This window comes from Pseudomonas sp. P9_31 (assembly GCF_034008235.1).
Taxonomy (GTDB): domain Bacteria; phylum Pseudomonadota; class Gammaproteobacteria; order Pseudomonadales; family Pseudomonadaceae; genus Aquipseudomonas.
This window is the reverse complement of the sequence record NZ_CP125375.1, coordinates 452,495-478,874: the sequence shown is the minus strand read 5'-3', so window position 1 is coordinate 478,874 and position 26,380 is coordinate 452,495. Positions and strand designations below refer to the sequence as shown.

26 protein-coding genes are annotated in these 26,380 nt (G+C 61.3%); 9 read left to right on the top strand and 17 right to left on the bottom strand.

Annotation, left to right across the window (positions count from 1 at the left end):
* Position 1: 1 nt before the first annotated feature.
* The 10 genes from madL to QMK51_RS02135 form a co-directional block, all read right to left on the bottom strand.
* The gene (gene madL, locus QMK51_RS02180) at positions 2-418 is read right to left on the bottom strand and encodes a malonate transporter subunit MadL (protein ID WP_123357305.1); all 417 of its coding nucleotides are present in this window, start codon (positions 416-418) and stop codon (positions 2-4) included.
* Between the two features lie 66 nt (positions 419-484).
* A complete protein-coding gene (mdcH, locus tag QMK51_RS02175) occupies positions 485-1,396 on the bottom strand; it encodes a malonate decarboxylase subunit epsilon (RefSeq protein WP_320393041.1) in 912 nt (303 codons plus the stop codon).
* Complete coding sequence (locus QMK51_RS02170) at positions 1,393-2,013, bottom strand: malonate decarboxylase holo-ACP synthase (RefSeq protein WP_320393040.1); 621 nt, start codon at positions 2,011-2,013, stop codon at positions 1,393-1,395. The genes mdcH and QMK51_RS02170 overlap by 4 nt, the downstream gene beginning before the upstream one ends.
* A complete protein-coding gene (gene mdcE / locus QMK51_RS02165) occupies positions 2,007-2,810 on the bottom strand; it encodes a biotin-independent malonate decarboxylase subunit gamma (protein ID WP_320393039.1) in 804 nt (267 codons plus the stop codon). The genes QMK51_RS02170 and mdcE overlap by 7 nt, the downstream gene beginning before the upstream one ends.
* Positions 2,807-3,658 carry a biotin-independent malonate decarboxylase subunit beta gene (locus tag QMK51_RS02160; RefSeq protein ID WP_320393038.1) on the bottom strand — a complete coding sequence of 284 codons (852 nt, stop codon included), beginning with the start codon at positions 3,656-3,658 and terminating at the stop codon, positions 2,807-2,809. Before QMK51_RS02160 ends, mdcE begins: the two co-directional genes overlap by 4 nt.
* Positions 3,651-3,950 (bottom strand): malonate decarboxylase subunit delta, encoded by a 300-nt coding sequence (locus tag QMK51_RS02155; protein ID WP_320393037.1) that lies wholly within the window; start codon positions 3,948-3,950, stop codon positions 3,651-3,653. The genes QMK51_RS02160 and QMK51_RS02155 overlap by 8 nt, the downstream gene beginning before the upstream one ends.
* Positions 3,950-4,825, bottom strand: coding sequence for a triphosphoribosyl-dephospho-CoA synthase (locus tag QMK51_RS02150; protein WP_320393036.1), 876 nt, complete (start codon positions 4,823-4,825; stop codon positions 3,950-3,952). The genes QMK51_RS02155 and QMK51_RS02150 overlap by 1 nt, the downstream gene beginning before the upstream one ends.
* Positions 4,825-6,495, bottom strand: a complete 1,671-nt coding sequence (gene mdcA, locus QMK51_RS02145; protein WP_320393035.1) for a malonate decarboxylase subunit alpha — start codon at positions 6,493-6,495, stop codon at positions 4,825-4,827. Before mdcA ends, QMK51_RS02150 begins: the two co-directional genes overlap by 1 nt.
* 225 nt (positions 6,496-6,720) lie before the next feature.
* Positions 6,721-7,161, bottom strand: a complete 441-nt coding sequence (locus QMK51_RS02140; protein ID WP_320393034.1) for a hypothetical protein — start codon at positions 7,159-7,161, stop codon at positions 6,721-6,723.
* Complete coding sequence (locus QMK51_RS02135; protein WP_320393033.1) at positions 7,124-7,753, bottom strand: nucleotidyltransferase domain-containing protein; 630 nt, start codon at positions 7,751-7,753, stop codon at positions 7,124-7,126. Before QMK51_RS02135 ends, QMK51_RS02140 begins: the two co-directional genes overlap by 38 nt.
* A gap of 533 nt (positions 7,754-8,286) precedes the next feature.
* Between QMK51_RS02135 and QMK51_RS02130 the strand changes: the two genes are divergently transcribed.
* On the top strand, positions 8,287-8,664 hold the full coding sequence (locus tag QMK51_RS02130; RefSeq protein WP_320393032.1) for a DUF6124 family protein: 378 nt from the start codon (positions 8,287-8,289) through the stop codon (positions 8,662-8,664).
* Between the two features lie 127 nt (positions 8,665-8,791).
* On the opposite strand, the gene QMK51_RS02125 is transcribed toward QMK51_RS02130, so the two are convergent.
* Genes QMK51_RS02125 through pilG form a run of 6 tightly spaced genes read right to left on the bottom strand, consistent with a single transcriptional unit; the run spans position 8,792 to position 18,673 of the window.
* On the bottom strand, positions 8,792-9,250 hold the full coding sequence (locus QMK51_RS02125) for a chemotaxis protein CheW (protein WP_320393031.1): 459 nt from the start codon (positions 9,248-9,250) through the stop codon (positions 8,792-8,794).
* A complete protein-coding gene (locus tag QMK51_RS02120) occupies positions 9,243-15,140 on the bottom strand; it encodes an Hpt domain-containing protein (RefSeq protein WP_320393030.1) in 5,898 nt (1,965 codons plus the stop codon). Before QMK51_RS02120 ends, QMK51_RS02125 begins: the two co-directional genes overlap by 8 nt.
* 36 nt (positions 15,141-15,176) lie before the next feature.
* Positions 15,177-17,234: a methyl-accepting chemotaxis protein gene (locus tag QMK51_RS02115; protein ID WP_320393029.1), complete on the bottom strand. Its 2,058-nt coding sequence runs from the start codon at positions 17,232-17,234 to the stop codon at positions 15,177-15,179.
* A gap of 46 nt (positions 17,235-17,280) precedes the next feature.
* Positions 17,281-17,835, bottom strand: coding sequence for a chemotaxis protein CheW (locus tag QMK51_RS02110; protein ID WP_320393028.1), 555 nt, complete (start codon positions 17,833-17,835; stop codon positions 17,281-17,283).
* Positions 17,836-17,845: 10 nt separating this feature from the next.
* A complete protein-coding gene (gene pilH / locus QMK51_RS02105) occupies positions 17,846-18,211 on the bottom strand; it encodes a twitching motility response regulator PilH (protein ID WP_007897961.1) in 366 nt (121 codons plus the stop codon).
* A gap of 57 nt (positions 18,212-18,268) precedes the next feature.
* Positions 18,269-18,673 carry a twitching motility response regulator PilG gene (pilG, locus tag QMK51_RS02100; protein ID WP_038980984.1) on the bottom strand — a complete coding sequence of 135 codons (405 nt, stop codon included), beginning with the start codon at positions 18,671-18,673 and terminating at the stop codon, positions 18,269-18,271.
* Between the two features lie 233 nt (positions 18,674-18,906).
* On the opposite strand from pilG, the gene gshB reads away from it, so the two are divergent.
* The 7 genes from gshB to QMK51_RS02065 all read left to right on the top strand — a co-directional run bounded on the left by gshB (position 18,907) and on the right by QMK51_RS02065 (position 24,928).
* The gene (gene gshB, locus QMK51_RS02095) at positions 18,907-19,860 is read left to right on the top strand and encodes a glutathione synthase (RefSeq protein ID WP_258698657.1); all 954 of its coding nucleotides are present in this window, start codon (positions 18,907-18,909) and stop codon (positions 19,858-19,860) included.
* A 77-nt stretch (positions 19,861-19,937) separates the two neighbouring features.
* On the top strand, positions 19,938-20,837 hold the full coding sequence (locus QMK51_RS02090; protein ID WP_320393027.1) for an energy transducer TonB: 900 nt from the start codon (positions 19,938-19,940) through the stop codon (positions 20,835-20,837).
* Between the two features lie 179 nt (positions 20,838-21,016).
* Positions 21,017-21,589 (top strand): YqgE/AlgH family protein, encoded by a 573-nt coding sequence (locus QMK51_RS02085; RefSeq protein ID WP_258698655.1) that lies wholly within the window; start codon positions 21,017-21,019, stop codon positions 21,587-21,589.
* Positions 21,589-22,035, top strand: a complete 447-nt coding sequence (ruvX, locus tag QMK51_RS02080; RefSeq protein ID WP_018928712.1) for a Holliday junction resolvase RuvX — start codon at positions 21,589-21,591, stop codon at positions 22,033-22,035. The genes QMK51_RS02085 and ruvX overlap by 1 nt, the downstream gene beginning before the upstream one ends.
* A gap of 89 nt (positions 22,036-22,124) precedes the next feature.
* On the top strand, positions 22,125-22,628 hold the full coding sequence (pyrR, locus tag QMK51_RS02075) for a bifunctional pyr operon transcriptional regulator/uracil phosphoribosyltransferase PyrR (RefSeq protein WP_258698654.1): 504 nt from the start codon (positions 22,125-22,127) through the stop codon (positions 22,626-22,628).
* A gap of 27 nt (positions 22,629-22,655) precedes the next feature.
* On the top strand, positions 22,656-23,660 hold the full coding sequence (locus QMK51_RS02070) for an aspartate carbamoyltransferase catalytic subunit (protein WP_007897943.1): 1,005 nt from the start codon (positions 22,656-22,658) through the stop codon (positions 23,658-23,660).
* On the top strand, positions 23,657-24,928 hold the full coding sequence (locus tag QMK51_RS02065) for a dihydroorotase (RefSeq protein WP_258698653.1): 1,272 nt from the start codon (positions 23,657-23,659) through the stop codon (positions 24,926-24,928). The genes QMK51_RS02070 and QMK51_RS02065 overlap by 4 nt, the downstream gene beginning before the upstream one ends.
* A 110-nt stretch (positions 24,929-25,038) precedes the next feature.
* Here the strand turns inward: QMK51_RS02065 and QMK51_RS02060 are convergent, their stop codons facing one another.
* A complete protein-coding gene (locus tag QMK51_RS02060) occupies positions 25,039-25,470 on the bottom strand; it encodes a TM2 domain-containing protein (protein ID WP_320393026.1) in 432 nt (143 codons plus the stop codon).
* 250 nt (positions 25,471-25,720) lie between these two features.
* Between QMK51_RS02060 and QMK51_RS02055 the strand changes: the two genes are divergently transcribed.
* Entirely contained in the window at positions 25,721-26,341 is a 621-nt protein-coding gene (locus QMK51_RS02055; protein ID WP_320393025.1) for a C40 family peptidase, read from the top strand.
* The last annotated feature ends 39 nt before the right edge of the window (positions 26,342-26,380 follow it).

Genomic DNA, 26,380 nt, shown 5'->3' with positions numbered 1-26,380 from the left:
ATCAGCGACCTCCTGCCGGTGCGCCAACCGGCGTTATGTCCGCCGGTTCATCGGGCAAGGGTTCACCTTTGTGGGTCCGGCTGATCAGCGCAATGGTGCAGCCGCAGAGCACCACCGAACCGATCGCCGCCAACACCGCCACCGGGCCGCCATGCAGAGCGGTAACGACGTTCTGTTGCGCGGCCATCGCGACCACCACCGGAATGTACATGGCGCCCCAGAAGCCGACGCCCATCTCGCAATCCTTGGTCATGCCGCCGCGTTTTTGCATCCACAACCGCGCGCAAATCAGCAGGATCATCGCGATCCCAACCCCGCCGACGTTGGATTTCACCCCCAGCAACGCGCCGAGCATGTCGCCCATGATCACCCCTGCCAGCGTACAGATCGCCAACAGCGCCACACCGTAAATAATCATTGTTGTAGTCCTCAAAGTGCATCGTCGAAATTGTTGTTTTTGTCGTTCGCAACCTGAGTCGGTGGTCTAGAGTTGGCGGCCTCCCTCCTCACGCAACAGCGCCTGCAAGGTATCGAGCCGAGCACCGTCGAAGGCAATGACGGTGCCCTGCTCGAACACCCGGCGCGCCAGCCCGGTCAACACCGCGCCGGGTGGCAGTTCGATCTGTAAACGCACGCCACGCTCGTAAGCGCTTTGCACCGTGCCGCGCCAATCGACGATGCGGCACATGTTGAACGCCAGGTCGTCACGCAAGGCGTCGGTATTGATGACGGGCCGTGCGCGGCTGCCGCTCAGGTAACCCTGGGTCGGCGTTTTCAATTGCACCTTGGCGAAGGCTTCGGCCAGGGTTTTTGCCGGTGTTTCCAGCAGCGGGCAATGGGACGGCACGCTGACCGACAGGCGTTTGGCCAGCCCGGCGCCACCACCCTTCGCCAACTCGGCAACCGCTTTCATCGCACCATCGCTGCCAGCGATGACGACTTGGTTATCGGCGTTGATGTTGGCCAGGTAAACCGGCGTGTCGACGCTGTGAACCTGCGCCAGCAACCTTTCCACCTTCGCCAGATCCAGACCGATGATCGCGGTCATGCCATAGCCCTGAGGATAAGCCTGCTGCATCAGTTCGCCGCGCAGGCTGACCAGATGCAGTGCATCGCTGAAGCTCAAGGCGCCGGCGACCACCGCCGCCGGATAGGCGCCGATGGACAATCCGGCCACGTAATCCGCGCTCAATAACAACTGACGTGAAGCCGCCACGCCAGCAATCAGCAGGCATAGCTGAACCGCCCTCGTCGACTGCAACGACTTGGCAGAATCGAGCAACAAAACATCTTCACCCAGCACCTCGCTCGCCTCGATCAGCGTTTCCCGAGGCAAGCGATGGAGCATGCCCGGTTGCTGGGCACCCTGGCCGGGGAACACCAGTAAACTGCTCACGCTGCTTGCTCCTGCGGGTTCCAGGGATCGCTGACCAGGCAGGCGACCTGAGCGTTTTTGAGCAGCACCCGTTGCGACGGGCCAGCCCATTCGCGCAGAGCCACGGCGCCATAAGGTGTCTGCAATTGCATGTCGACCAGACATTCAGCGGCACCGAGAAGCGTCACCAACGCTTGCGCTTGAAGTCGGCTCAACGGTTGCGGTGTACGCAGAATCAAATCGAGATCGCTGCGCTCATGGAGCGCCGCAAAACCGCTGGCCAATTCAAACCCGGCGCTGCCGCTGACACCCCACACCCAACCGCAGGCGTCGAGCATCGGCCGCAGTTGCACCAGCGCTCGCAAGGCCGGCAGATCCCGAACCGTCTCGACATGACACAGCTCTTCCGGCCTTACCCGACGCGAAATCGCCTTGATCGCCATCGACGTTGCATAACGCTGCTCGCGCAAGCGTCCACGCACCCCGACGGCGATTTGAGCCGGCGCAGTCATCGCACGCCGAACCACCACCGGCTGATCCGCGCTGATCGACTCGACCGCCCACGCAGGCGCATCCGCAGGCAACTGCTGCGGGGTTATCCCCCACAGCAGGTCGTGGGCCAGAAGCGTGTTCACCACTGCTCTCTCAGCAGTTGGCGAACCTTGCTCGACGCGGCGCGATTGTTCGCACCCAAGCGGCCGCTCAAATCACGATGATCAGCCTCGACATTTTCAATCGCCTGAGCCAGACACTCGTTCACCCGCGCCAGATCCGCCGTCGTCGGTTGTTCGATCTGATCCACCGACAAGGTTTCCCAAAGCAAACCCAGGCTGGCAAAGCTGTCGATGTCATAGGCCATCGGCGGCACGCTGGCGGCCAAGGCTTCAAGTTCTTCGACACTGCGCAAGGTGACCTGCGCCGCCGAAGCCTTGCCCATCGCATGCACCATCACGCCCGGATCGCGCAGAGCGATCAACCGGTTGGCCTGATAGCCATGAGCGAGAAAGGCGCCGGACATCGCCTTGCCCACCAGCAAACCGATCACCGCGTGCCCGGCCAGTCGGGCGCGGGCATAACTGTCCGCCGCACCGGCCAGGGCCTGATGAATGCCGAGGGCCTCTTCGCGCCGGCCGTAAGCCTGGCTGGGCACATCGACAATGGCGATCAAGGCGCGTTTTTGAGGTTTGTCGTTATCTGCGGCAATGACGTCATCCACCGCTTTGGCCAGGCCCCAGCCTTCCAGCAAACCGACCTCGCCATTGCGGGCGCGGACGAAGCGGTTGTCGGGGTCGGCCACCACTGCGATAAAACGCACGGGCTGATTGCCCAATAAACCATCGGCGACTTTCAACGACGCCGGCAAACCCGCGACCGGTTTCGCGCCGGCACTCAAGGCGTTGAACCAGTTCAAGCCTCTCAGGGAATACGAACTCATGAGCGCTCTCCTTGGTACAGATCGCGAACCGTCGCCGGCTCGATTTGTGGTTCGGCGTCCAGACGCGCCAGCCGTTGCAGGAACCATTCGGCCTGGCGGCTACGTTGCTGCGCCGGCAAACCCTGCTTGAGCAATTCGCCGACCTGTTGCTGAATCTGCGCCACGTCGTCAGCGGCATAGCGATCCACCAACCCACTGGCGAACCGTTGCTCGCCACCGGTCAGGCTCCAGATAAACGGCCGGTCACGGGAGTCGTATTCCTCAAGCCCGGCTTCCTGCTCGATCACCTGTGGGCCATTGAGGCCAAGGCGCGCTTCCTGAGTCACCAGCAAATAGCTGCACAACCCGGCGGCAATCGACATGCCGCCAAAGCAACCGACGCTGCCGGCGACCACGCCGATTACCGGTTGGTACTGGCGCAGATCGACAATCGCCGCATGAATATCGGCAATCGCCGCCAGCCCCAGGTTGGCCTCCTGCAAACGCACGCCACCGGTTTCCAGCAGCAACACGGCACGCGTGGGAATGCCTTTGCGGTTGTCCTCGGCGGCCAGTTCCAGCGCACCGGCAATCTTCGCCCCGCCGACTTCACCCAGGCTGCCGCCCTGAAACGCACCCTCAATGGCTGCGATCACCACCGGCAAACCACCGATGCTGCCCTTGGCGATCACCACGCCGTCATCGGCTTGCGGCACCACGCCCTGGCGCGACAGCCATGGCGACATGACGCGCTGAAACGGGTCGAGCAGTTCACGAAAAGTCCCGATGTCGAGCAGCGCTTTTGCCCGTTGCCGGGCGCCGAGTTCGACGAAACTGTGCTTGTGGAGAAGCGCTGCGCTGTCAGTCATGGCTGATCTCCTCGAAGCCTTGTTCCAGGCGCAAACGCACCACGCCGGGAGTGGCGCCGAAATCGTGGATATCGATCGCCATCGCGGGCGGTGTCTGGCCGTCGAACATTCGCGCGAACAGATGCTGCCAACGTTGCTCACTGCCGTTGACCGAAGTCTGCACGTGGATCGTCAGCTTGCCCGCCAACCCCGGTTCGATCAGCACTTCCAGATCGCCCGAGCCCACGCAGCCCACCAGCGCCCTGCCCCGTGGCGGCGGCCCGGCGGGGAATTCAAAGGATAAGGTTTCCATCAAAACGCTCCCTGGAAGATGCCATCGCCCGAGTCGATACGGTCGATAAACAGGCAGGCTGCAAGCAAGTCCGCAGCGCCGCCGGGCGAGGCATTCAACGCGATTAATTGTTGGTCCAGCTCATGCAAACGGCGGCGACCGGCCAGGCTCGCACTGCCGCCGGCGTCGAGCACGGCTTGAGCACCAAGTTGCATGGTGTGCAGGCCTTGCTCACCGGCGCGGTAGAGCACGCAGGTGTCGGCCAGTGTCGTCATGATCGCCAGCAAAGCGTCGAGCCGGGCGTTCTGTTCGCCATGGCCGGCGGCGCGGCTGCGTTTGAGTTGCGGCAAGCCACGTTGCAGCACGGCCGGGAAACCAAGCTGCGCCTCTTCACGGGCACCGCGAACGCCGTAACGTTGGGCGACCTGGGCACCGTGGCTTAAAGGACGTGGCGAGTAACGGTCATCGAGCAAGGCCAGGCGTGCAGCGCGCAAAGCGATTGAGCTTGCAGAACAGGATTCAGGTTCCAGCGCGGCGGCAGTGACCAAAAGACCCAACGCCCAGATCGCACCACGATGGGTGTTCACGCCGCCCGTGGTGGCAAGCATCTCTTGCTCCCCTTCACGACCAAGCCGCCCAACGGTTTCGCGCAGCGGTAAACCGACTTCGCCGAACTCGATGGCCGCGTCCGCCATGGCCTTGAACGCCGGCCATAAGGACAACGCCGAAGCGTGCATCAGCCCGAGGTGCAAATCGGTATGAGCGCCATTGCCGCGACGATCGACCAGCGCCGGTTTCGGCGACAGGTCCGCTTCGTCGATCAGCGCATCCACTGCCAGGTCCGCCAGCCGTTCGGCCAGGGTGAGGTTTTTGGGTTGCAGGTTGAATGCGTGCATTACCAGCTCCTGAACTTGGCGGGTGGGTTGTAGAGGCCACCGGACCACTCCACCAGATCGGCCACGCTTTTCGCTGCGAGCAATTCGCGGGTGGCGTCGGTGCGGCGGATGCCGAGGTCTTCGGGCAAGGCAATCAGGCCTTCGCGGCGCATGCGCGCGGTGTCTTTCGGGTTGTGGCGCAGGCCGATGGCGGTCACCCCGGCGACGGCGGCGATCATCGCCTGACGCTCTTCGAGGGAGCGGGCCTTGTACAAATAGGCGATGCCTTCTTCGGTGAGCAGGTGGGTGACGTCGTCGCCGTAGATCATGATCGGCGCCAGCGGCATGCCGCTTTTCTTCGCCACGTCCACCGCGTCGAGAGTTTCAACGAAGGTCGGTTTGCCGCCCTCCTGGAAGGTTTCGACCATTTGCACCACGAGTTTCTTGCCGCGTTCGAGCAAGGCTTCGGGTGCATCGTCGTGACGCATGTCGAGCCAGGCCGGTGTGCCGTGACGGCGACCGCGCGGGTCGTGGCCCATGTTCGGCGCCCCCCCGAAACCGGCCAGGCGACCGCGAGTCACGGTGGAGGAATGGCCGTCGCCGTCGACTTGCAGTGTCGCGCCGATGAACAGGTCCACCGCGTATTGCCCAGCCAGTTGGCAGAACATCCGGTTGGAGCGCAGGGAGCCGTCGCGGCCGGTGAAGAACACATCCGGTCGAGCGGCGATGTAGTTTTCCATGCCCAGTTCAGTGCCGAAACAATGCACGCTTTCGACCCAGCCGCTTTCGATGGCCGGGATCAGGGTCGGGTGAGGATTGAGCGTCCAGTTGCGGCAGATCTTGCCTTTCAAACCGAGGGATTCGCCGTAGGTCGGCAGGATCAGTTCGATGGCCGCGGTGTTGAAACCGATGCCGTGGTTGAGCGACTGAACGTTGTGTTTTTCGTAGATCCCGCGGATCGCCATCATCGCCATCAACACATGCACAGGCTTGATGTGGCGTGGGTCGCGGGTGAACAGCGGTTCGATGTAGAACGGCTTGTCGGCCACCACCACGAAATCGACCCAGGACGCAGGGATGTCGACCCGAGGCAACTCGCTGACGTCGTCCACCAATTGATTGACCTGGACGATGACGATGCCGTCGCTGAAAGCGGCCGGTTCGATCAACGCGGGGGTGTCTTCGGTGCTCGGCCCGGTGTAGATATTGCCCGCGCGGTCAGCCATGAAACCGGCCGAGAGCACGACGTTCGGGATCAAGTCCACCACCAGCCGCGCATAGAGTTCGATGTAGGTGTGGATTGCGCCGATTTCCAGCAGGCCGTCTTCCAGCAACTGGCTGATGCGCAGGCTCTGGGTGCCGGCGAACGAGAAGTCGAGCTTGCGGGCAATGCCGCGCTCGAACAGGTCCAGGTGCTCGGAGCGCCCGACGCTGGGCATGATCATGTGCAGATCATGCAGCTTGCCCGGATCGGCCTTGGCCAGGGAGCGGGAAAGGAAATCCGCCTGCTTCTGGTTATTGCCCTCCAGCACCACACGGTCGCCAGGCAGAATCAACGCCTCCAGCGCCGCGACGATCTTGTCGGCGGGCAATACCACACCGTCGGCTAGATCCTTGACCAACTCGAGACGCCGCTGCTTTTCGCTGCGCCGCCGCGTCCATCGCGAGTCGGGGGATATTGTTGTTGTCATGACCACTCCACGGGTTCGCTGTCGTGGGAGTCACCTTAGGAGCGTTGGGTGGGGGGCATCAATCAAGCAGAGTGTTGGATCGTTACGCTGACCGTAATGATCGAACACCGTCCCGATCGTTCCCACGCTCTGCGTGGGAATGCCTCAAGGGACGCTCCGCGTTCCAGCTCTCGAATGGGACGCGGAGCGTCCCGGGCTGCATTCCTTTGCTGCGCGTAGGAACGATCAGGTCTGCGATGAACTGAAGGACGCCATCTGTTCCTGCACTCGAATCAGAAGCTGTTCAGCACTTTCCAACAACTGCGCCAACAACGCCGGATCTTCATCCATATAGCCTTCGTACTCCGCCAGGTTTCGTCGCTCATGACACAGGGCGAATAGCCGAACCTGTACTTTGCCAATATCAGCGGTTTGAACCAGGCACTGAAACACCAGATATCGCTTGTCTGAACGGTAGCCGCACAAGCGAAGAGCCGTCAGTGCAAGGGCATGGGCAGCGTTGTAAGCCAGGTCGAAACGACTCGCGAAGGAAAGCGAAGACGTTTGCGCGTCTTTCAATCGATCCACAGCCGAACGCATCAGCCCTTCGCACTCCTTGCGATCCGGCGGCTCAGCTTTCAGCCCACCGCTACGTAACAGGTTTTCCAGGTTCTCGTTGCTGCCCATCCTTGGACTCCAAAGGGTTTCCCCCCATCAGATTGATCTTGTCCTGCTGTGCTACCCGCACGACAAAACTATTTTCAGCCACCAGTTTTGCGGTCCAGTCGTCGGGGGTGTAGAGCGTCGGGTTGAGGACGCGGCCCAACTGCTCTTCCATCGGTATAAGCCGCTCCATCACTTCACTGTAGTGCAGGCCCTCGCCGATCAGCATGAGATCAATGTCACTGGATGCGTTTGCCTGATCCTTGGCGATAGAGCCGTACACAAATGCCCAAGTAATCTGTTCGGCAAAGGGTTGGAGCGCCTGACGCAGAGGTTCGGCAATACCAAAGGTTTTGCGGGCGATGCCCAGCAGTTCCGCATAGATCGGGCAGTCGGGATTGGCTTGATAGTGGGTCTGGTTGCCCTGACGGGTCATGGTCAGCACGCCTGCCCGCTGCAACCGATCCAGCTCGCGCATGAGGCTGCCTTTACCCACTTGAGCCCAGCGGGCGATTTCGTTGGCATAAAAACTACGGTCGGGTTTACCAAACAGCAGGCCCAGCACTTTTTGCTGGGTGGTGGTGAACAAGGCTTCGCTCAATGACAGGTTTTTCACGGCAACGACCGATAAGTCCCAAAAAAGGAACGATAGGTCCCTTTTTGGGAATCTTCAACCTGATGCAGCGTAAACCCTTGTTCTCGGTGTACCTGATACACGGGTTTTGGGGCTGCTTCGCAACCCAGCGGGAGCAAGCTCCCTCGCCACAGGAAGGTCCGACAGCCTGAGGTTTTGTGTTTAAAAGTTTGTCAGCAGGAACGGTGTGAGGCTACACAGTCGTGCGTCGCTGCCTACAGCAATGCCGGAACCCGCTGACTGGTGTGCTTTTGCGTTGATCTTTATCGTTTGTGTGTCGCTGGCAACCTAAGCGACCGGGATTGGAACCCCGTGGTGTTAACGAGGCAAAAGCGCCTTTCATAACGTATGCTTGCGCACCTTTAATGTGTGTACTCCGTTATGGCGGCTGTGCGCGGGAGACTTAGTGTCTGTCGGGTTTTGTCCGTTTGCCCGGGTTCCAGCCCGCGTACAGCTGCCACCCCTTCGATTGGAACCCGATGGAGCAGCTGAAACTCATTAAATGGAGCTTCACTATGGTCAAACCAACTCCCAACCCGCCAGAATCCGGGACCGATTCCCAAGCATCCCTCGATGCAGAAAAAATGAAGGAAGCCGCTGACCGCGCCTTCTCCCATTACTTCCCGTCACCCCACGAAAAACCCGCCAAACGCCGTAAATCCCAGCTCTTCACCGTCTCCCCCGATATCGACACCGAAGCCCTTCTGGCCAACGCCTCCGAAGACCTGCTGTCCATCAGCGCCATTGCTGCCGATCTGGCGGACGATGTGGAAGGCTCACGCCGCTCTGTCGCCTTGGCGCTCAGTCGTTTGTCAGATGGCGTGCAGTTGTTGGTGGAGCGGGTGCTGGATCATCATGAGTCGTTGCAGATGAAGGCTCAGACCGGGGTTTAGCGCAGAAACCTTTGTTCATGATCGTTCCCACGCTCTGCGTGGGAATGCAGCCCGGGACGCTCTGCGTCCCAAAAAGCCGAACGCGGAGCGTCCGTTGAGGCATTCCCACGCGGAGCGTTGGGAACGATCAGTGGGCTAACCCTGCTGTAACAAGCAACTCCTCCAGCGCGAGCAAGTCAGGCACCTTCGCCACTTGCTCCCCCACCTGCACCGCCGCCTGCTCCAGCGAACACAACGGCACATCGACATAGCTCAACTGGCTATCCAGCTTGTAAGACCGCGGAATCCCCTGCACCAGCAGTGCAATGAACTTCAGCTCAGGCCGCCCACCAAGGGCATTGAGGATGACGATCCGCGCCCGCTCTCCGATCACCACTTTGCTGCCACACGCAGACTCGAAACTGAGCAACGGAATCTGCCGGTTTCGCCACGTCACCCGTCCCAGATACCACGGCGGTGTATCGAGATCGAAAGCCCCCGGCTGATAGTCGATGAGTTCGGCGACGGCAACATTGGGCAGGATCAGGTTGCGATCCGCCAAGGGCAATAAAAGCCCAGTGAGGTTGCTGGAGCGGTGCTCATGCATGGGTTTTGCTCCAGCGGGCGATGCTGTCGAGCAGCACCGATTCCTGATACGGCTTGCCGAGGTAGTCGTTGACGCCAATGGCCATGGCGCGGTCGCGGTGTTTCTGGCCGGTACGGGAGGTGATCATGATGATCGGCAGATGCCGCAAGCGCTCGTCGGCGCGCACCTGGGTCGCCACTTCGAAGCCGTCCATGCGCGGCATTTCGATGTCCAGCAGCATCAGGTCGGGCATGTGTTCTTCGAGCTGCAACATGGCGTCGACACCGTCCTTGGCGGTCAGCACGTTCATGCCGTGGCGTTCCAGCAAGCGGCTGGTGACCTTGCGCACGGTGACCGAATCGTCGACCACCAGCACCAGCAAGGGTCGTTGCGACTCGGGCTCGACGTCCTGCGTCACCGGTCGTTGCGGCACCCGCGTTTGCATCGCGCGGATCGGCGCCAGCAAGTCGAGAATCAGCACCACCCGGCCATCGCCCAGAATTGTCGCGCCGGACAAACCCTGCACCGCGGCGAACTGCGGGCCGAGGCTTTTGACCACGATTTCCCGGGTGCCGGCCATGGCATCCACCTGCACCGCGACGTGTCGCTCGTTGCACTGCACCAGCAATACCGGCAACGGCAGGCTCTGGCCCAGTAGTTTCGGGCGGGTGCTGGTTTTCAGCAGCTCACCGAGATAGCACAGCTCATAACGTTGCCCGGCGTATTCGTAGGTCGGCGGATCGAGCCGGTAATGCCCTTCGAGTTCGTTGGGCAACACCCGAACGATGCCGTCGATGGTGTTCAGCGGGATCGCGTATTGATCCTCCCCGCATTGCACCATCAGCGCACGGTTGACCGACACGGTGAACGGCAGGCGAATCCGGAAATGCACGCCCTGCCCCGATGTCGAGTCGATGCTCATGCTGCCGCCAAGCTGCCGGACCTCTTCGTGAACCACGTCCATGCCCACGCCACGCCCGGAGATCTGGGTGATTTTCTCGGCGGTGGAAAACCCCGGCTGCAGGATGAATTGCAGCACATCGCGATCGCTGATGTCGCTGTCCTGGTCGAGCAGCCCGCGCTTGATCGCCTTGCGCCGCACGGCGTCCAGCGGCACGCCGGCACCGTCGTCGCGGATGTCGAAAATGATGTCGCCGCCCTCTCGCGACAGGTCGAGGGTGATCTTGCCCTGGGCCGGTTTACCCGCCGCGATACGCACCTCGGCCGATTCCAGCCCATGATCGACGGCGTTGCGCAGCATGTGCTCCAGCGGCGCGGCCATGCGTTCGAGGACGTTGCGGTCCATCTCGCCTTCGGCGTTGCCAACGACGAATTCCACGTCCTTGCCCAGCTCGCTGGAAACCTGACGGACGATGCGCTTCAAACGCGGCAGCATTCGCTCGAACGGCACCATGCGCGTGCGCATCAGGCCTTCCTGCAATTCGGTGTTGATGCGGCCCTGCTGTTGCAGCAGGTTTTCCGCATCCTGATTACGCCGCTCGAGGGTTTCCTTGAGGTCGAGCAGGTCGGAGGCAGACTCGAACAGCGCCCGCGACAACTGTTGCAACTGCGAGTGACGGTCCATCTCCAGCGGGTCGAATTCTTCGTAGCCCAGGCGCTCGGCTTCGACTTGCTGACGGCTGAGAATCCGCCCCTGGGTTTCGGTATCGAGGCGGCGCAATTGGTCGCGCATGCGCTCGATGGTGGTTTCCATCTCGCTCAGGGCCACCCGTGCATCGTTGACCTGTTGTTCGATGCGGCCGCGAAAGATTGAAGTCTCCCCCGCCAGGTTGACCAGGTCGTCGAGCAGCTCCGCCGAGACCTTGACCGTGTCGGTGCCTTCGGATTGCGGTGCGGCTGGTTCGGCTTTGGGCATCACCACCGGCGCCGGTGTTTCGAGCACCGCCGGATGGCTGAAATTCTTGATCGCGTCGATCAGCCGATCGGCCGGTGGCAATGGCTGACCGGCGCGAGTGGCGTCGAGCATCTGTGCCAGTCGGTCATGGCTGCTCTGCAACAGCGTGAACAGCGCCGCGGTGGGTTGCAGCACGCCAGCCGACAAGCCTTCGTAGAGGAATTCCAGTTCATGGGCCAAGTCGCCAATCGGCGCAATCTCCACCATCCGTGCACCACCCTTGAGGGTGTGCAGATCGCGCAGCAGGGTTTCCACTTCCTGGCGATTCGACGGCTCGGCCTGCCAGCGCAACAGTGCCGCACCGGAGTTTTCAATGATGTCGAAACCTTCCTCGAGGAAGATCTCCAGAAGCTCGGGATCATGGCCCGCCGAGTCGTTGCTGGCTGCCGGTTCGATCACCTCGGCGCTGCCGGCGGCATTGCCCTGGCGAAACTCACGAATGGCTTCGATCAACTCACCCGGATCGCCCAACGGGCGGTTGTGCTGCAACTGCTCAAGGAACATGGCCAGCCGGTCATGGCTCTGTTGCAGCAACTGCGCCAGCGCTTTGCTGTGACTGTAACGGCGGTCTACCAGGCCTGCGTAAAGGTTTTCCAGTTCATGGGCCAAATCGCCGACTGGCTCGACCTCGGCCATCCGCGCACCGCCCTTGAGGGTGTGTAAATCCCGCTGCAAGGACCACAGCGGTGCGGCGTTATCCGGGTCACCCAGCCAGCGCTGCAAGGCCTGGCCGGCGCTTTCCAGGATATCCACCGCTTCTTCAAGGAAGATCGAAACGATTTCGTCGTCCAGTTCCACCTGAGTGGCGGCCTGTTCCAGCTCGGCCGTGGCGCTGCCCAGCTCCCGAATGCTCAGGGTGCGGCTGCCGTCACTGCGGATCAGGCCCATTGAGGAGGGGTCGAGACTCTCATCGAGCAAACCGCGCAAGGCCTGTACTCGCTGTGGTTGCGCAGTGACTTCCTGGCCGGCGGCCAGTTCGTCGAGCATGTTGATCAGCGCTTCGTGGGCACTTTGCGCCTCGTGGAAAAACCTGTCGCTGACCGCCAGGCTGCTTTCTTCCACCGCGCCATAAAGGTCGAGCAAGGCTTCGCAGAGTTCATCCACCGGATGCAGATCGGCCAGATGCGCGCCTTCGCCCAGGGTGGTCAGTTCGTCCAGCAATGCGCTGAGTTCCTGCCGCTCGCCGGGATGCTGCTGCCAGCGCTGCAACAGGCTTTCGGCATCCAGCAGGATGTCCATGCCCTGGGCGAGGAAGTTGTTGATCAGTTGCGGATCGCGCTTGATCCGCAGCCCCGTATTGGGCGCGCTCGACAGGCTTTGCAGACGCTCGGCCAGCAAGGCCTGGGTGCGTTCGATCAACGAACGGGCGCCGGGGATGTCGGCCAGCGGGTCGCTCTTGAGCTGTCGCAGCCCCAGGCGGAACAAACCTTCGGCTTCCAGCAGCAATTCGACTTCGTCCAGATCGAGGGTAATCCGGTGCGCCTTGTATTCCCGGGTCAGTTCATCCAGCGACGCCGCCAACTCGGCAATCGGCAGCACCCCAGCCATCGAGGCGCTGCCCTTGAGCGTATGCAACGCCCGCTGCAACTCGTCACTGGCCTGAAGCGGCACATGCTCGGCGGCTTGATCGAGGAAGCGATTGAGGCTGTTCAAGTGGGTTTCGGCTTCGTTGCGGAAGATCTCCAGCAACAGAGGATCGAGCGCCGCGACATCCTGCGCATCCTCATCGGGCAGCGGTTCATCGCCCTTGGCGAGGGCATGGGCACGGGCGGCCAATTGATCGACATCGTTGCGCTGGCGCTGGGCATTGGCGGCAAACTCGGCCACCAGTTCCGGCAGCAGTTTCAGCGCATCACCCACCAGTTGCTGCACCGCAGGCCCAGGTGCAACGCTGTGTTCAAGCACGCGATTGAGCAGGTTTTCCAACGCCCAGGCCAGCTCGCCCAGCACCAGCGCACGGACCATCCGGCCACTGCCTTTGAGGGTGTGGAAGGCGCGACGTAGTTCACTCAGCGCCGAGGTGCTGTCGGGATTGGCCGACCAGCGCGGCAAGTACTCCTGGAGGATTTCCAGCACTTCGTCAGTTTCTTCGAGGAAGACTTCCCGTAGCTCATCGTCCACCGGTTCTTCACCGGCGGGCGGCGGCAACAGGCTGCCCGGCGTGGTCAGAGCTGGCGGGTTGACGGACGACACCGGGCTGGCCAACACATCGGCCAGAGACTGAACGGTTTCGGGGTCGTCGAGTTCCTGCATGTCCTGCATGACCAGGGCTTCATTGGGGCTGAGCACATCTTCAAGCATTGGCACGTGCTGTTCGCTGGGGAAAAAACCGAGTGAGGCCAGGCCCTTTTCCGCGACGTCGAGCAGTTGTTCTCCGGGCGCTTCGGGGTCGTCGCTGAGGCGCTCCAGGTAATACTCGATGCTGGTGACGACATCGGCCAGGCTGTCCAGTTGCTGCCAGCCGGGCTGGCCCGGGTCCACCAATAGATGCTCGCGGATGAAACCGTTGCAGGCCTCGACCAGGCTCGCCGCGCGGGCCAACGGTATCATCGCCAGCGCACCGCGCACTTGGGTCAGCAACGCTGGCAAGGGTTGCAAATACTGACGGTCCCAGTCGGCGTCGATGTAGTCGACGATCATGTCTTTGGCCTGTTGCAGGCAGATGCGCGATTCCTTGATCACGATCTGGTGGATCTGCGTCAGGTCGGTGGTCGGCAGACGGCTGTCTTCCTGGCTTTCCGGCTCTACGGTACCGACCATGCCGGCCAGGGTCGCTTCGACGTAGAGCAAGGCCCCGGCGACGTCCATGAGGGTCGCGTCGTTGGGTTCGCGCTGGCCCTGGGCGAGGCTCAGCACCACCGCCAGTTGATCGATGATGACCTTGCGCGGCTGGCCGAAACCGAGCACCGCCAGGGTGTCGGCGATTTGCCGCAGAGGTGCCAGCAGGCTTTCGAGGTCCGAGGTGTGCTGACGGTCGCTGCGCACGAACAGGTCCAGGCGTTCCTTGACCCGCACCAGCTCTTCGCACAGCGCCGCCAATACCGAACGCATGGCGTCGCGGTCAGGGCCGGCCAGCCGTGCCCGTTCTTCGTCGACCATCGCGCTGTCGGGTAGCGCGTCGTCCAGTGAGTAGCGATCTTTCATGGTCAGCATCTGCCCGGTGGGGTGTTCGGCCTTGGCAATATAGAACAACAAACTCCTGAGCAGCTCTGGCGGTGCCGGTTGATTGATGGCGGACATGCCTTGCTCGAGCCAACGCTTGAGCTCTTTGTCGGCGTCCTTGAACAGGCTGCGCAACGCTGGGCTATTGGCGATCGCGCCATGGCGCATGCCTTCGACCAGCGCCGAAGCGGCCTGCCACAACGGGCTCAGGGGTGCATTGGCGCACAGCCCTTCGAGACGGGTAAAAACCCTGGCCAGATAACCGAAGTGGGTTTCGTCATCCTGCTCGCGCAGCAAGCCGACCAGCGCCATCTGCAACATTTGCCGCAACTTGCGCAGCACATTCGGCAAGTCGGACGGTTCCAGCAGCGCCAGGGCTTCTTGGCTCAGGGGCGGCAGGTCCGGCAGTTGCGGGCTGAACAGGCTGGTTTCCGACAACAGGCTTTCGCCGCGGGCGCTGCGCAGGTCGTTGATCAACGGCAACACCACCAGCGGCAAGTCACGACGGGCGCCTTGCACCCGGTCCAGGTAAGTCGGCAATTGCCCCAGGGCCTGGAGCAAGAGATGGAGCGCCTCGTCACGATGGCTGACACGGTTGTGCTGCAAGGCACTGGCCAACTGCTCGATCTCTTCGGCGAGCAGCGCCGCGCCGTAGAATTCGACCATCTGCAAGCTGCCGTGAACCTGATGGACACAGGCCAGGCACTCACTCAGGGCGTGCGTCGCCTGCGGGTCGTCGATCAGGGTTTCGATCGCCTGATGAGCCTGCTTCAGCGTTTCGGCAATCTCGCCTTTGACCCACTCGAGGGCCACATAGTCGTGCCGATCACCCATAACTACTCCAATCAAATGCATACGCCCTGAGGCGGTTCAAGCGTTGTCCGCAGCCTGCACAGGCTTGGTCGGCAAGGTGAAACCGGACACCGAACGCCGCAGCTGGCTGGCCATTTTCGCCAGGTTGCCAATGCTCTCGGCGGTAGCAGTGGAACCGGACGAGGTCTGCGTGGTGATCTGCTGGATCACGTTCATCGTCAGGGAGATCTGGCCGGCCGACGAAGTCTGCTGCTGCGCGGCGTTGGAAATACTCTGGATCAGTGCCGCGAGGGTCTTCGATACGCCTTCGATTTCTTCCAGGGCCACCCCGGCATCCTGCGCCAGACGCGCGCCGCGCACCACTTCGGTGGTGGTCTGCTCCATGGAAATCACCGCTTCGTTGGTGTCGGTCTGAATCGCCCGCACCAGGGTTTCGATCTGCCGGGTCGCCGCGGACGAACGTTCGGCCAGGCGCTGTACTTCGTCGGCCACCACCGCAAAACCGCGCCCGGCGTCACCGGCCATGGACGCCTGAATCGCCGCGTTGAGGGCGAGGATGTTGGTCTGATCGGCAATGTCATCGATCAGGCTGACAATGTCGCCGATTTCCTGGGAAGACTCACCAAGGCGTTTGATACGCTTGGCGGTGTCCTGGATCTGCTCGCGAATATTGTCCATGCCGTTGATGGTGTTATGCACCACCTCGTTGCCCTTGTTGGCGATTTCCACCGAGCGTTCGGCCACCGCCGAGGATTCGGCGGCGTTGGCCGAGACCTGATCGATGGACTGAGCCATGTCGTTGATGGCCGTAGAAGCTTCGGAAATCTGCTGGGCCTGATGCTCCGAGGCCTGGGCCAGGTGCATGGCGGTGGCCTGGGTTTCCTGCACGGCGGCGGCGACCTGGCCGGCGGTGAGGTTGATGGTCGCCACCAGATCGCGCAATTGGTCCACGGAATAGTTGATCGAGTCGGCGATGGTCCCGGTGAAGTCTTCAGTCACCGAGGCGGTCACGGTCAGGTCGCCATCGGCCAGATCTTCGATTTCATCCAGCAAGCGCATGATCGCGTTCTGGTTGCGCTCGTTCTTCTCAGCGGTTTCACGCAGCTGACGGTTGGTTTCGCGCACCATCACCAGGCCGATGAGGATGATCGACATCAATGCGAGCAAGCCCAGCACGTAGCCGCCGATGGTGTCGGTGTTACGCCCGCCGGCGAGGTTTTCGAAACGGCTGGCCAGGTGCGAGGCTTCATCAAGCAGGGTTTGCGACAGGGTAAATATGTTGGTGGCCGATTCACGGACCTTGAGCAGCTGCGGCGACGTTTCGAGGATTTCATCCACCGAACCCGACACGAATTCAAACAATTCGGAAATTTCGGTCAACCGGGCGCGCGCATCGCGGTCTTCGACCTGGCTGATTTTCAACGCCGGGTTGCCCTGAAGCATGCCGTTGAGCACCTGGCCGAAACGCGCCGCGTCGCGACCGAAAGCGTCGGCCGCCTGCTGCGAGCTTTCGTCGCCGGACAACACGGTGTTTACCGCGCCGAGAATCCGCTCGGCCAGCAACGACTGACGCTGAGCCATCACCACCTGAGCGGCTGGGGCGCCACGTTGCAGGAGGGTTTCGACGACCTTTTCATACTCGACCTGCAACTGCGGCACGGTTTCGGCCAGCGTCGCGGCGACTTGATGCAAGGACAGCACGGTTTGTTCGCTGGAGAGGATGGCGTCGGTGTTCTTCAGCAGGCGCTCCCAATCCAGCTGCACGGCGCGCATTTCCGGGCGCACTACCGACGGTGCCGGCGGCAGGCCCGTGGAAGGATCGCCTTTCTTCAGATAGCCCCAACGCTGGGCGAAGTCGTTGCGTGCATCGCTGAGCAACTTGAACGCCGCGGCCTTGCCGGCGGCGGCTTCGGTGGCGTTCTTGGCAATGCGCTGGGATAGCACGCGCAGCTCACCGGCATGGCCGATGTACTGCTTGTCGTACGTCGCCTGGGTGTTGAGGTAAGCGAAGTTGGCGAACAGCAACATGATGAAGACAATCAGCGCGATGAACAGCACGATGATCTGCGACCGGCTGCGCGACCCTTCTGGCTTGCCTGCTTTTGCTTTTATCATCGGTCCTCGCCTGTTAACCAACACCCTTGTGAGACCTCCCACAGGGTTATGCGGCTACGTTCATGAAACCTTGCGATTGCACCAACGCAAACGGGCTGAATACCTGCCAACTCTGTTCACGCTGAAACCGGCCTTTGACGAACGGCGCGATCGGGCCCTGCAGCTCGTCCATGGGCACCGATTCCAGACTGTTCTGGGCAAAATGTTGCAAGCCGAAAATCTCATCGACCATCAACCCGGCAAACACGTCTTTGTGCTCCACCACCAATATCCGCCGCTGCTTGCGCAGGGCCGATAGCTCATGACCGAGCCCATAACCATAAAAGAAGCCACACAAATCCATGATCGGCAGCAGTCGCCCGCGCAGGTTCGCCACACCCTTGACCCAGGGTTTGACCCCCGGCAATTGGGTAACCCGCGGTTCGTGCAGGACTTCGCTGACTTCGCCCATGGGCGCAACGTACCAATGCTCGCCCAAGCGAAAGCCGATGCCGCTCCAACTGTCTTGTCGGGTCGGCTGGGACGGCAGGTCTGCCGCCAGCAGACGACAGCGCTGGTCAATCTGAAGCAGCAGTTCGAAAGCCGTCAGCGACTCGGTCATGACCGGACGATCAACCGGCCAGCACGTTGTTCAGGGTTTTGATCAGGGTGTCTTCGTCGACCGGTTTGGTCAGGTAGTCCTTGGCGCCTTGGCGCGTACCCCAGACTTTGTCGGTTTCCTGATCCTTGGTGGTGATGATGATCACCGGAATGTGCCCGGTTTCCGGGTCTTTGGTCAGCTGACGGGTTGCCTGGAAACCGTTGAGGCCGGGCATGACGATGTCCATCAGCACCGCGTCGGGTTTTTCCTGACGGGCCAGGGCCACGCCGTCGGCGCCGTTTTCGGCTTTCAACACCTCATGACCGTGCTTTTCGAGCATGCCGGTCAGTTTGTACATTTCAGTCGGCGAGTCATCGACGATCAGAATACGTGCCATGGTCTTCCCCATTCTTGTCGACACCAGGCCCCATGGCCGAGCGTCACTGTGCGTGTCCTACTGCGGCGAAACGGCGGCGAAGCCCGGTACGTGGGCCTGAATCGCGTTCAGCAGTTCTTCCTTGCTGAAAGGCTTGGTCAAAAACTGGTCGGAACCGACGATCCGGCCTTTGGCCTTGTCGAACAACCCGTCCTTGGACGACAGCATAATCACTGGCGTGGACTTGAACGCACTGTTGTTCTTGATTAAAGCGCAGGTCTGATAACCATCCAGACGCGGCATCATGATGTCGACAAAGATGATGCCGGGGTGATTGTCGGCAATCTTGGCCAGGGCATCGAAACCATCGATTGCAGTGATGACTTCACAGCCCACATTTTTCAACAGCGTTTCGGCGGTGCGACGAATCGTTTTCGAATCGTCGATCACCATGACCTTCAAGGCGCTGGAATGCTGTTCCATAGTGGCTCTACCGTCGCCTTTGTGAATCAATTTGTCCGTTTGCCGCTCATCGGCAGCTCGAAACCCTTGATGTTCAAGGGCCGGCACGACATGGCAGCCTTTTTAGCACAGTCTCCCCATCCAATCTATCGGGTGGCCTTTGCAGTGGTTTTTCCTTGACCGGGAACCCACTCGGCGCCACTCTGACGCCACTTTTTCATCGCACTTTCCACCCCAATTTCGAGGAAAACCCCATGAGCGTTCGCGTCGGGATTGTCATGGATCCTATCGCCAGCATCTCCTATAAAAAGGATAGCTCGCTGGCCATGCTGCTGGCCGCGCAAAAGCGTGGCTGGGAACTGTTCTATATGGAACAGCGTGATTTGTATCAGGCCGAAGGCGAAGCTCGCGCGCGGATGCGTCCGCTGAAGGTGTTCGCCAACCCGGAAAAGTGGTTCGAGCTGGGCGCCGAATCCGACGCACTGCTGAGCGACCTGGACGTGATCCTGATGCGCAAGGATCCGCCGTTCGACATGGAGTTCGTCTACTCAACTTACCTGCTGGAGCAGGCCGAGCGCGCCGGCGTGCTGGTGGTCAACAAACCGCAAAGCCTGCGTGACTGCAACGAGAAGCTGTTCGCCACACTGTTCCCGCAGTGCACGCCGCCGACCATCGTCAGCCGTCGCCCGGATGTGTTGCGTGAATTCGCCGACCATCACGGCGACGTGATCCTCAAGCCGTTGGACGGCATGGGCGGTTCGTCGATCTTCCGTCACACCGCTGGCCACCCGAACCTGTCGGTGATCCTCGAAACCCTGACCCTGCATGGCAAGCAACAGATCATGATCCAGGGCTACCTGCCAGCGATCGTCGATGGCGACAAGCGCATCCTGATGATCGACGGCGAGCCTGTGGATTACTGCCTGGCACGGATTCCGGCCGCAGGCGAAACCCGTGGCAACCTCGCCGCCGGCGGCCGTGGCGAAGCCCGACCGTTGACCGACAAGGATCGCTGGATCGCCGCACAAGTCGGCCCGACCCTGCGCGAGAAAGGCCTGCTGTTCGTCGGTCTCGACGTGATCGGTGAGCACCTGACTGAAATCAACGTCACCAGCCCGACCTGCATTCGCGAGATCGATAACGCGTTCGGCACCGACATCGGCGGCTTGCTGATGGATGCCATCGATCAGAAGCTCAAGGCTCGTTGATAGAGAACAGCCAAGAAACAACCAACATTGCGTTATCATCCCCGGCCTGTAAAAAACGCGATGTTGGTTTTCTTGTCATGACACTCCCGTCCGATCTGCCCGCTGAACTCGCCCATCGTGGCGTGCGCCCGGCCGATCGCCTCGGTTTTACCCTGTTTCTCGCGGCGCTGATTCACCTGGCCTTGCTGTTGGGCGTCGGGTTCACCATGGTTGAACCCAAGCAAATCAGCAAAACCCTGGAAATCACCCTCGCCACCTTCAAAAGCGAAACCAAGCCCAAGAAAGCCGATTTCCTCGCCCAAGAGAATCAGCAAGGCAGTGGCACCCTGGATAAAAAGGCGATACCCAAGACCACCGAGGTCGCGCCCTTCCAGGACAACAAGGTGCAGACGGTCACTCCACCGCCAACCGCCAAGCCTCAAGTGCAGGAAGCCGCGCCCAAGGCCGCCGTGACGACTGTCGCGCCGAAGCCGAAAAAAGCCGCGACCAAGCAGGAAGAGGTCAAGACCGAGACCAAGCCCAAGGTCGAGGCGCCGACCTTCGACAGCTCGCAGCTGTCCAGCGACATCGCCAGCCTGGAAGCGGAACTGGCCAACGAACAACAGCTGTACGCCAAGCGCCCGCGCATCCACCGCCTGAGCGCCGCGTCGACCATGCGCGACAAAGGTGCCTGGTACAAGGACGAATGGCGCAAGAAGGTCGAGCGCATCGGCAACCTCAACTACCCCGACGAGGCCCGGCGCAAACAGATTTACGGCAATTTGCGCCTGATGGTCTCGATCAACCGCGACGGCTCGCTGTATGAAGTGTTGGTGCTGGAATCGTCCGGCCAGCCGCTGCTGGACCAGGCGGCGCAGCGCATCGTAAGGCTCGCGGCACCGTTTGCACCGTTTACCGGGGATCTGTCAGACATCGACCGCCTGGAAATCATCCGCACCTGGAAGTTTGCGCGTGGGGACCAGTTGTTCAGCAACTGACACCCCATAAATCTCTGTGGGAGCGAGCCTGCTCGCGATGGCGGTCTGTCTGACACCTCGATTTTGAATGTACCGCCGTCATCGCGAGCAGGCTCGCTCCCACATTTGGTCTGTGCCGACTGCCAAATTGCGACATCCTCAGCTTGTCAGTTCGCCCCTCCAACGCCACACTAGCGCTCATGAAGAACGTCAGCCCCAGCTACCTCAAGCATCACTTCCTGATCGCCATGCCTCACATGGCCGACCCGAACTTTGCGCACACCTTGACCTACATCGTCGAGCACACGGCCAATGGTGCCATGGGGCTGGTGGTCAACCGTCCGCAGGACCTGAACCTGGCCGATATCCTCGAGCAATTGCGCCCCGATATCGAACCTCCATTGCTCTGCCAGCATGTGCCGATCTTTATGGGTGGCCCGGTGCAAACCGATCGTGGTTTTGTCCTGCACCCATCGGGTAAATCTTTTCAGGCGACCGTTGATCTGGAAGGCGAACTGTCGCTGTCGACCTCCCAGGACGTGCTGTTCGCCATCGCCGACGGCGTCGGCCCCGCGAAAAGCCTGATCACCCTCGGCTACGCCGGTTGGGAAGCCGGGCAACTGGAAGCCGAACTGGCCGACAACGCTTGGCTGACCTGCCCGTTCAATGCCGACATCCTGTTCAACACCAGCAGTGAATTGCGCCTCGAAGCGGCCGCCAGGCATCTGGGAGTCAACCTCAGCCTGCTCACCAGCCAGGCGGGGCACGCCTGATGGCCCTGCGGCTGATTCTGGGTTTCGACTACGGTACCAAACAGATCGGCGTTGCGGTCGGCCAGGTGATTACCGGCCAGGCCCGCGAGCTGTGCACCTTGAAGGCGCAAAACGGCATTCCCGACTGGAATCAGGTCGAAGCCCTGATCAAAGAGTGGAAACCCGACGCCGTGGTGGTCGGCCTGCCGCTGAACATGGACGGCACACCCAGCGACATGTGCCTGCGGGCCGAAAAGTTCGCCCGCCGCCTGAACGGCCGCTACAACCTGCCCTTCTATACTCACGATGAACGCCTGACCACCTTCGAGGCCAAGGGCGAACGCCTGGTCCGTGGCGGCCAGAAGGGCAGTTACCGCGACAACCCCGTCGATGCCATCGCCGCCGCCCTGCTGCTGCAAGGCTGGCTCGACGAAAACACCGCACTGTTTGAATCCTCAAGCACCTGATTCTGAAGAGCCGCTGCGGCGTCTCCCTTAGCGACAACCCGAGCCACCATTCAAGAAGAACCCGGCTCGGGACAAAGAAGGAGCAAACCATGAGCCTGCCCAATCCCGCCGAACTGATCAGCCAGATGGCGATCCGTCTCAAGGCTTATCTGGAAAACCGTGGCATCAGCGAACCACGTTACATCGGCATTCGGACCGGTGGCGTCTGGGTCGCTCAGGCGTTGCTCGATAAACTGGGCAGCGACTCGCCCCTGGGCACCCTGGACGTGTCCTTCTACCGCGACGACTTCAGCCAGAACGGTCTGCACCCGCAAGTACGCCCTTCGGCGCTGCCGTTCGAGATCGAAGGCCAGCACCTGGTGTTGATCGACGACGTGCTGATGAGCGGTCGCACCATCCGCGCCGCGATGAACGAACTCTTCGACTACGGCCGCCCGGCCAGCGTGACGCTGGTATGCCTGCTGGACCTGGACGCCGGTGAGCTGCCGATCCGCCCGAACGTGGTCGGCGCGACCCTGACGCTGGCGGCCCACGAACGGGTGAAGCTGTCCGGCCCGGAGCTCAAGCTCGAACTTCAAGACCTCGCCCTTTAATTCGCCCTATTGAGAGTCCCCCTCGCGATGACGCCTCTAGAAACCAAGCGCCCGCTGCAGCTCAATGATCAGGGTCAGCTGCGCCACTTCCTCTCGCTCGACGGTTTGCGCCGCGAGCTGTTGACGGAAATCCTCGACACCGCCGACTCGTTCCTCGAAGTCGGCGCCCGGGCGGTGAAGAAAGTCCCGTTGCTGCGCGGCAAGACCGTGTGCAATGTGTTCTTCGAAAACTCCACCCGCACCCGCACCACCTTCGAACTGGCGGCTCAGCGGCTGTCGGCCGACGTGATCACCCTGAACGTGTCCACGTCGTCGGCGAGCAAGGGCGAAACCCTGCTCGACACCCTGCGCAACCTGGAAGCCATGGCCGCCGACATGTTCGTCGTGCGTCACGGTGATTCCGGTGCGGCGCACTTCATCGCCGAGCATGTCTGCCCGCAAGTGGCGATCATCAACGGCGGCGACGGCCGTCACGCCCACCCGACCCAGGGCATGCTCGACATGCTCACCATCCGTCGGCACAAGGGCGGCTTCGAAAACCTCTCGGTGGCCATCGTCGGCGACATCCTGCACTCGCGGGTGGCGCGCTCGAACATGCTGGCCCTGAAAACCCTCGGTTGCCCGGACATCCGCGTGATCGCGCCGAAGACGCTGCTGCCGATCGGCATCGAGCAATATGGCGTGAAGGTCTACACCGACATGACCGAAGGCCTGAAAGACGTCGACGTGGTGATCATGCTGCGCTTGCAGCGTGAACGCATGACGGGTGGCCTGCTGCCGAGCGAAGGCGAATTCTACCGCCTGTTCGGCCTGACCACCGCGCGCCTGGCCGGGGCCAAACCGGATTGCATCGTCATGCACCCAGGGCCGATCAACCGTGGGGTGGAGATTGAGTCAGCGGTGGCCGACGGTCCGCACTCGGTGATCCTCAACCAGGTGACTTACGGCATCGCGATTCGTATGGCCGTGTTGTCCATGGCCATGAGCGGGCAAACTGCCCAGCGCCAATTCGAGCAGGAGAACGCCCAGTGAAGCTCAGCATTCTCGGCGCACGCGTTATCGATCCGGTCAGCGGCCTGGATCAAGTGACTGATATCCACGTTGAAGCCTGCAAGATCGTCGCCCTTGGCGCCGCTCCGGCCGGTTTTGTTGCAGTAGACACCATCGACGCCAAAGGTCTGGTTGCCGCCCCCGGCCTGGTTGACCTGAACGTCGCCCTGCGCGAGCCGGGCTACAGCCGCAAAGGCTCGATCGCCAGCGAAACCCGTGCCGCCGCCGCCGGTGGCGTCACCAGCCTGTGCTGCCCGCCAAAAACCAGGCCGGTGCTGGACACCTCGGCCGTGGCTGAATTGATCCTCGACCGCGCCCGCGAGGCCGGCAACACCAAAGTGTTCCCGATCGGCGCCCTGAGCAAAGGCCTGGACGGCGAACAGCTGGCAGAGCTGGTCGCCTTGCGCGATGCCGGCTGCGTGGCCTTCGGCAACGGCCTGGAGAGCTTCCGCAACACCCGCACCCTGTGCCGGGCGCTGGAATACGCGGCGACGTTCGACCTGACGGTGATTTTCAACTCGCAGGACCATGATCTGGCCGAAGGCGGCCTGGCTCACGAAGGCCCGACCGCCAGTTTCCTCGGCTTGCCGGGCATTCCGGAAACCGCCGAAACCGTGGCCCTGGCCCGGGATCTGCTGCTGGTCGAGCAAAGCGGCGTGCGTGCGCACTTCAGCCAGCTCACCAGCGCGCGTGGCGTGGCGCTGATCGCCCAGGCCCAGGCCCGTGGCCTGAAGGTCACCGCAGACGTGGCGTTGTATCAGTTGATCCTCACCGACGAAGCGCTGATCGACTTCAGCAGCCTCTACCACGTCCAGCCGCCGCTGCGCACCCGTGCGGACCGCGACGGCCTGCGGGCAGCGGTGAAGTCCGGTGTGGTGTCAGCCATCTCCAGCCATCACCAGCCCCACGAGCGGGACGCCAAACTGGCACCGTTCGGCGCCACCGAGCCAGGCATCAGCAGTGTTGAACTGCTGCTGCCGCTGGCGATGACCTTGGTGGAAGACGGTTTGCTCGACCTGCCGACCCTGCTTGCACGCCTGAGCGCCGGTCCTGCCGAAGCGTTGCGCTTGCCGGCGGGCAAGCTGGCGGTGGGTGGGCCGGCAGATATCGTGCTGTTCGACCCTGCGGCCTCGACCGTGGCCGGTGAGACCTGGCTGTCGAAGGGCGAAAACTGCCCGTTCATTGGCCATAGCCTGCCGAGCGTGGTGCGTTATACCCTGGTGGATGGGCGGATCAGTCACCAGGCTTAAAACCGCGCGGCTCCAATCGCGGGCAAGCCCGCTCCCACAGGGTTATCGGTTGGCCGCAAGATTTGCGGACAATACACATCCACTGTCGGAGCGGGCTTGCCCGCGATGACTTACTGAAAGGCGCCTCTATTCTGGGCATTGCGCACAGAAACCTGGTCATTCAACGTCCAGAAGTCATACAACACCCCCAGAAAGAACAACCCGCCCGTCACCAGGTACAGCAACCCGCTGATCCACTTCCCCTGATACATCCGGTGCACACCGAATACCCCCAGAAACGTCAGCAGAATCCACGCAACGTTGTATTCGATGGGGCCGGCGGTAAAGCGCAGGTCCGCTTCACGATCCATGGCCGGGATCAGGAACACGTCAATCAACCAGCCAATACCCAGCAAACCGAGGGTAAGGAACCAGATCGTCCCGGTCACCGGCTTGCCGTAATAGAAGCGGTGAGCCCCGGTAAAACCGAAAATCCACAGCAGGTAACCAATCACTTTGCTGTGCGTATCTTGTTGTGAAACGGGTTGTCGATAGGTGCTCATGGAAGACCTCGATTCACACGATAGAGAAATATTCTTGAATTCTTTGTGACTTTTTTACAGGCGGCCGACATACGGCAAATGCTACCTTCACTTCCGTCAAAGCCCTGTACCGCCTGACTTGTGTCAGATAATTGCGTCCTTTTTTCGCTTATTTGGTTCCGTTGACCCCAAGGTTGAATCGACCAACGGCCTCGGAAGGGCCAAAAAAGCTGTTATAAAGTTGCGCGCCAACCCATACGAGCCTTGCCTAATGCGTCCATTTTTCAAGACATGGCTAACCATTTGCCTATTATTGCCCCTGGCCGCCCACGCCACCAATCGTGAGCAACGTCTTCCTAACGTTAATGGTTACACCCCAAAATCCCATGTTTCTGCTCCTTCGAGCAAAAACAAACAGACAGTAAAACGCTCCACCCAACTGAGCAGCGCCGACCGCAAGCTGGTCCCGTCGATGGCGACCAAAGAAAGCAGCAACGTGTTGAGCCGCGCGGTCAACGTTCTCGGTACACCTTATCGTTGGGGCGGCAGTAGCCCAAGTAAAGGGTTCGATTGCAGTGGTCTGGTGAAATACGCGTTCAATGACGCCACGTTTGACCTGCCACGTACCTCCAACGCCATGGCCAGCGGTCGCGGCGAGAAAGTCGATCGTAACGATCTGAAGCCAGGTGACCTGATTTTCTTCAACATCAAGAGCCGCCGGGTCAATCACGTTGCCATCTACCTGGGCAACGACCGCTTCATCCACGCACCACGCCGTGGTAAGTCGGTGAGCATCGACACCCTGAATAAACCGTACTGGGAAAACCACTATGTGGTTGCCAAGCGGGTTCTGCCCAAAGAACAGAACGCGTTGCGGGTTGTTCAGCGTTGATCCGACACTGATCGTTCCCACGCTCTGCGTGGGAACGAT

What these genes read in the sequence shown, in the direction of transcription:
- madL (WP_123357305.1), bottom strand. Translation starts at nt 418, where the DNA reads ATGATTATTTACGGTGTGGCGCTGTTGGCGATCTGTACGCTGGCAGGG.
- mdcE (WP_320393039.1), bottom strand. Translation starts at nt 2,810, where the DNA reads ATGAGTTCGTATTCCCTGAGAGGCTTGAACTGGTTCAACGCCTTGAGT.
- QMK51_RS02160 (WP_320393038.1), bottom strand. Translation starts at nt 3,658, where the DNA reads ATGACTGACAGCGCAGCGCTTCTCCACAAGCACAGTTTCGTCGAACTC.
- QMK51_RS02155 (WP_320393037.1), bottom strand. Translation starts at nt 3,950, where the DNA reads ATGGAAACCTTATCCTTTGAATTCCCCGCCGGGCCGCCGCCACGGGGC.
- QMK51_RS02150 (WP_320393036.1), bottom strand. Translation starts at nt 4,825, where the DNA reads ATGCACGCATTCAACCTGCAACCCAAAAACCTCACCCTGGCCGAACGG.
- mdcA (WP_320393035.1), bottom strand. Translation starts at nt 6,495, where the DNA reads ATGACAACAACAATATCCCCCGACTCGCGATGGACGCGGCGGCGCAGC.
- QMK51_RS02140 (WP_320393034.1), bottom strand. Translation starts at nt 7,161, where the DNA reads ATGGGCAGCAACGAGAACCTGGAAAACCTGTTACGTAGCGGTGGGCTG.
- QMK51_RS02130 (WP_320393032.1), top strand. Translation starts at nt 8,287, where the DNA reads ATGGTCAAACCAACTCCCAACCCGCCAGAATCCGGGACCGATTCCCAA.
- QMK51_RS02125 (WP_320393031.1), bottom strand. Translation starts at nt 9,250, where the DNA reads ATGCATGAGCACCGCTCCAGCAACCTCACTGGGCTTTTATTGCCCTTG.
- QMK51_RS02120 (WP_320393030.1), bottom strand. Translation starts at nt 15,140, where the DNA reads ATGGGTGATCGGCACGACTATGTGGCCCTCGAGTGGGTCAAAGGCGAG.
- QMK51_RS02115 (WP_320393029.1), bottom strand. Translation starts at nt 17,234, where the DNA reads ATGATAAAAGCAAAAGCAGGCAAGCCAGAAGGGTCGCGCAGCCGGTCG.
- QMK51_RS02110 (WP_320393028.1), bottom strand. Translation starts at nt 17,835, where the DNA reads ATGACCGAGTCGCTGACGGCTTTCGAACTGCTGCTTCAGATTGACCAG.
- pilH (WP_007897961.1), bottom strand. Translation starts at nt 18,211, where the DNA reads ATGGCACGTATTCTGATCGTCGATGACTCGCCGACTGAAATGTACAAA.
- pilG (WP_038980984.1), bottom strand. Translation starts at nt 18,673, where the DNA reads ATGGAACAGCATTCCAGCGCCTTGAAGGTCATGGTGATCGACGATTCG.
- gshB (WP_258698657.1), top strand. Translation starts at nt 18,907, where the DNA reads ATGAGCGTTCGCGTCGGGATTGTCATGGATCCTATCGCCAGCATCTCC.
- QMK51_RS02090 (WP_320393027.1), top strand. Translation starts at nt 19,938, where the DNA reads ATGACACTCCCGTCCGATCTGCCCGCTGAACTCGCCCATCGTGGCGTG.
- QMK51_RS02085 (WP_258698655.1), top strand. Translation starts at nt 21,017, where the DNA reads ATGAAGAACGTCAGCCCCAGCTACCTCAAGCATCACTTCCTGATCGCC.
- ruvX (WP_018928712.1), top strand. Translation starts at nt 21,589, where the DNA reads ATGGCCCTGCGGCTGATTCTGGGTTTCGACTACGGTACCAAACAGATC.
- pyrR (WP_258698654.1), top strand. Translation starts at nt 22,125, where the DNA reads ATGAGCCTGCCCAATCCCGCCGAACTGATCAGCCAGATGGCGATCCGT.
- QMK51_RS02070 (WP_007897943.1), top strand. Translation starts at nt 22,656, where the DNA reads ATGACGCCTCTAGAAACCAAGCGCCCGCTGCAGCTCAATGATCAGGGT.
- QMK51_RS02060 (WP_320393026.1), bottom strand. Translation starts at nt 25,470, where the DNA reads ATGAGCACCTATCGACAACCCGTTTCACAACAAGATACGCACAGCAAA.
- QMK51_RS02055 (WP_320393025.1), top strand. Translation starts at nt 25,721, where the DNA reads ATGCGTCCATTTTTCAAGACATGGCTAACCATTTGCCTATTATTGCCC.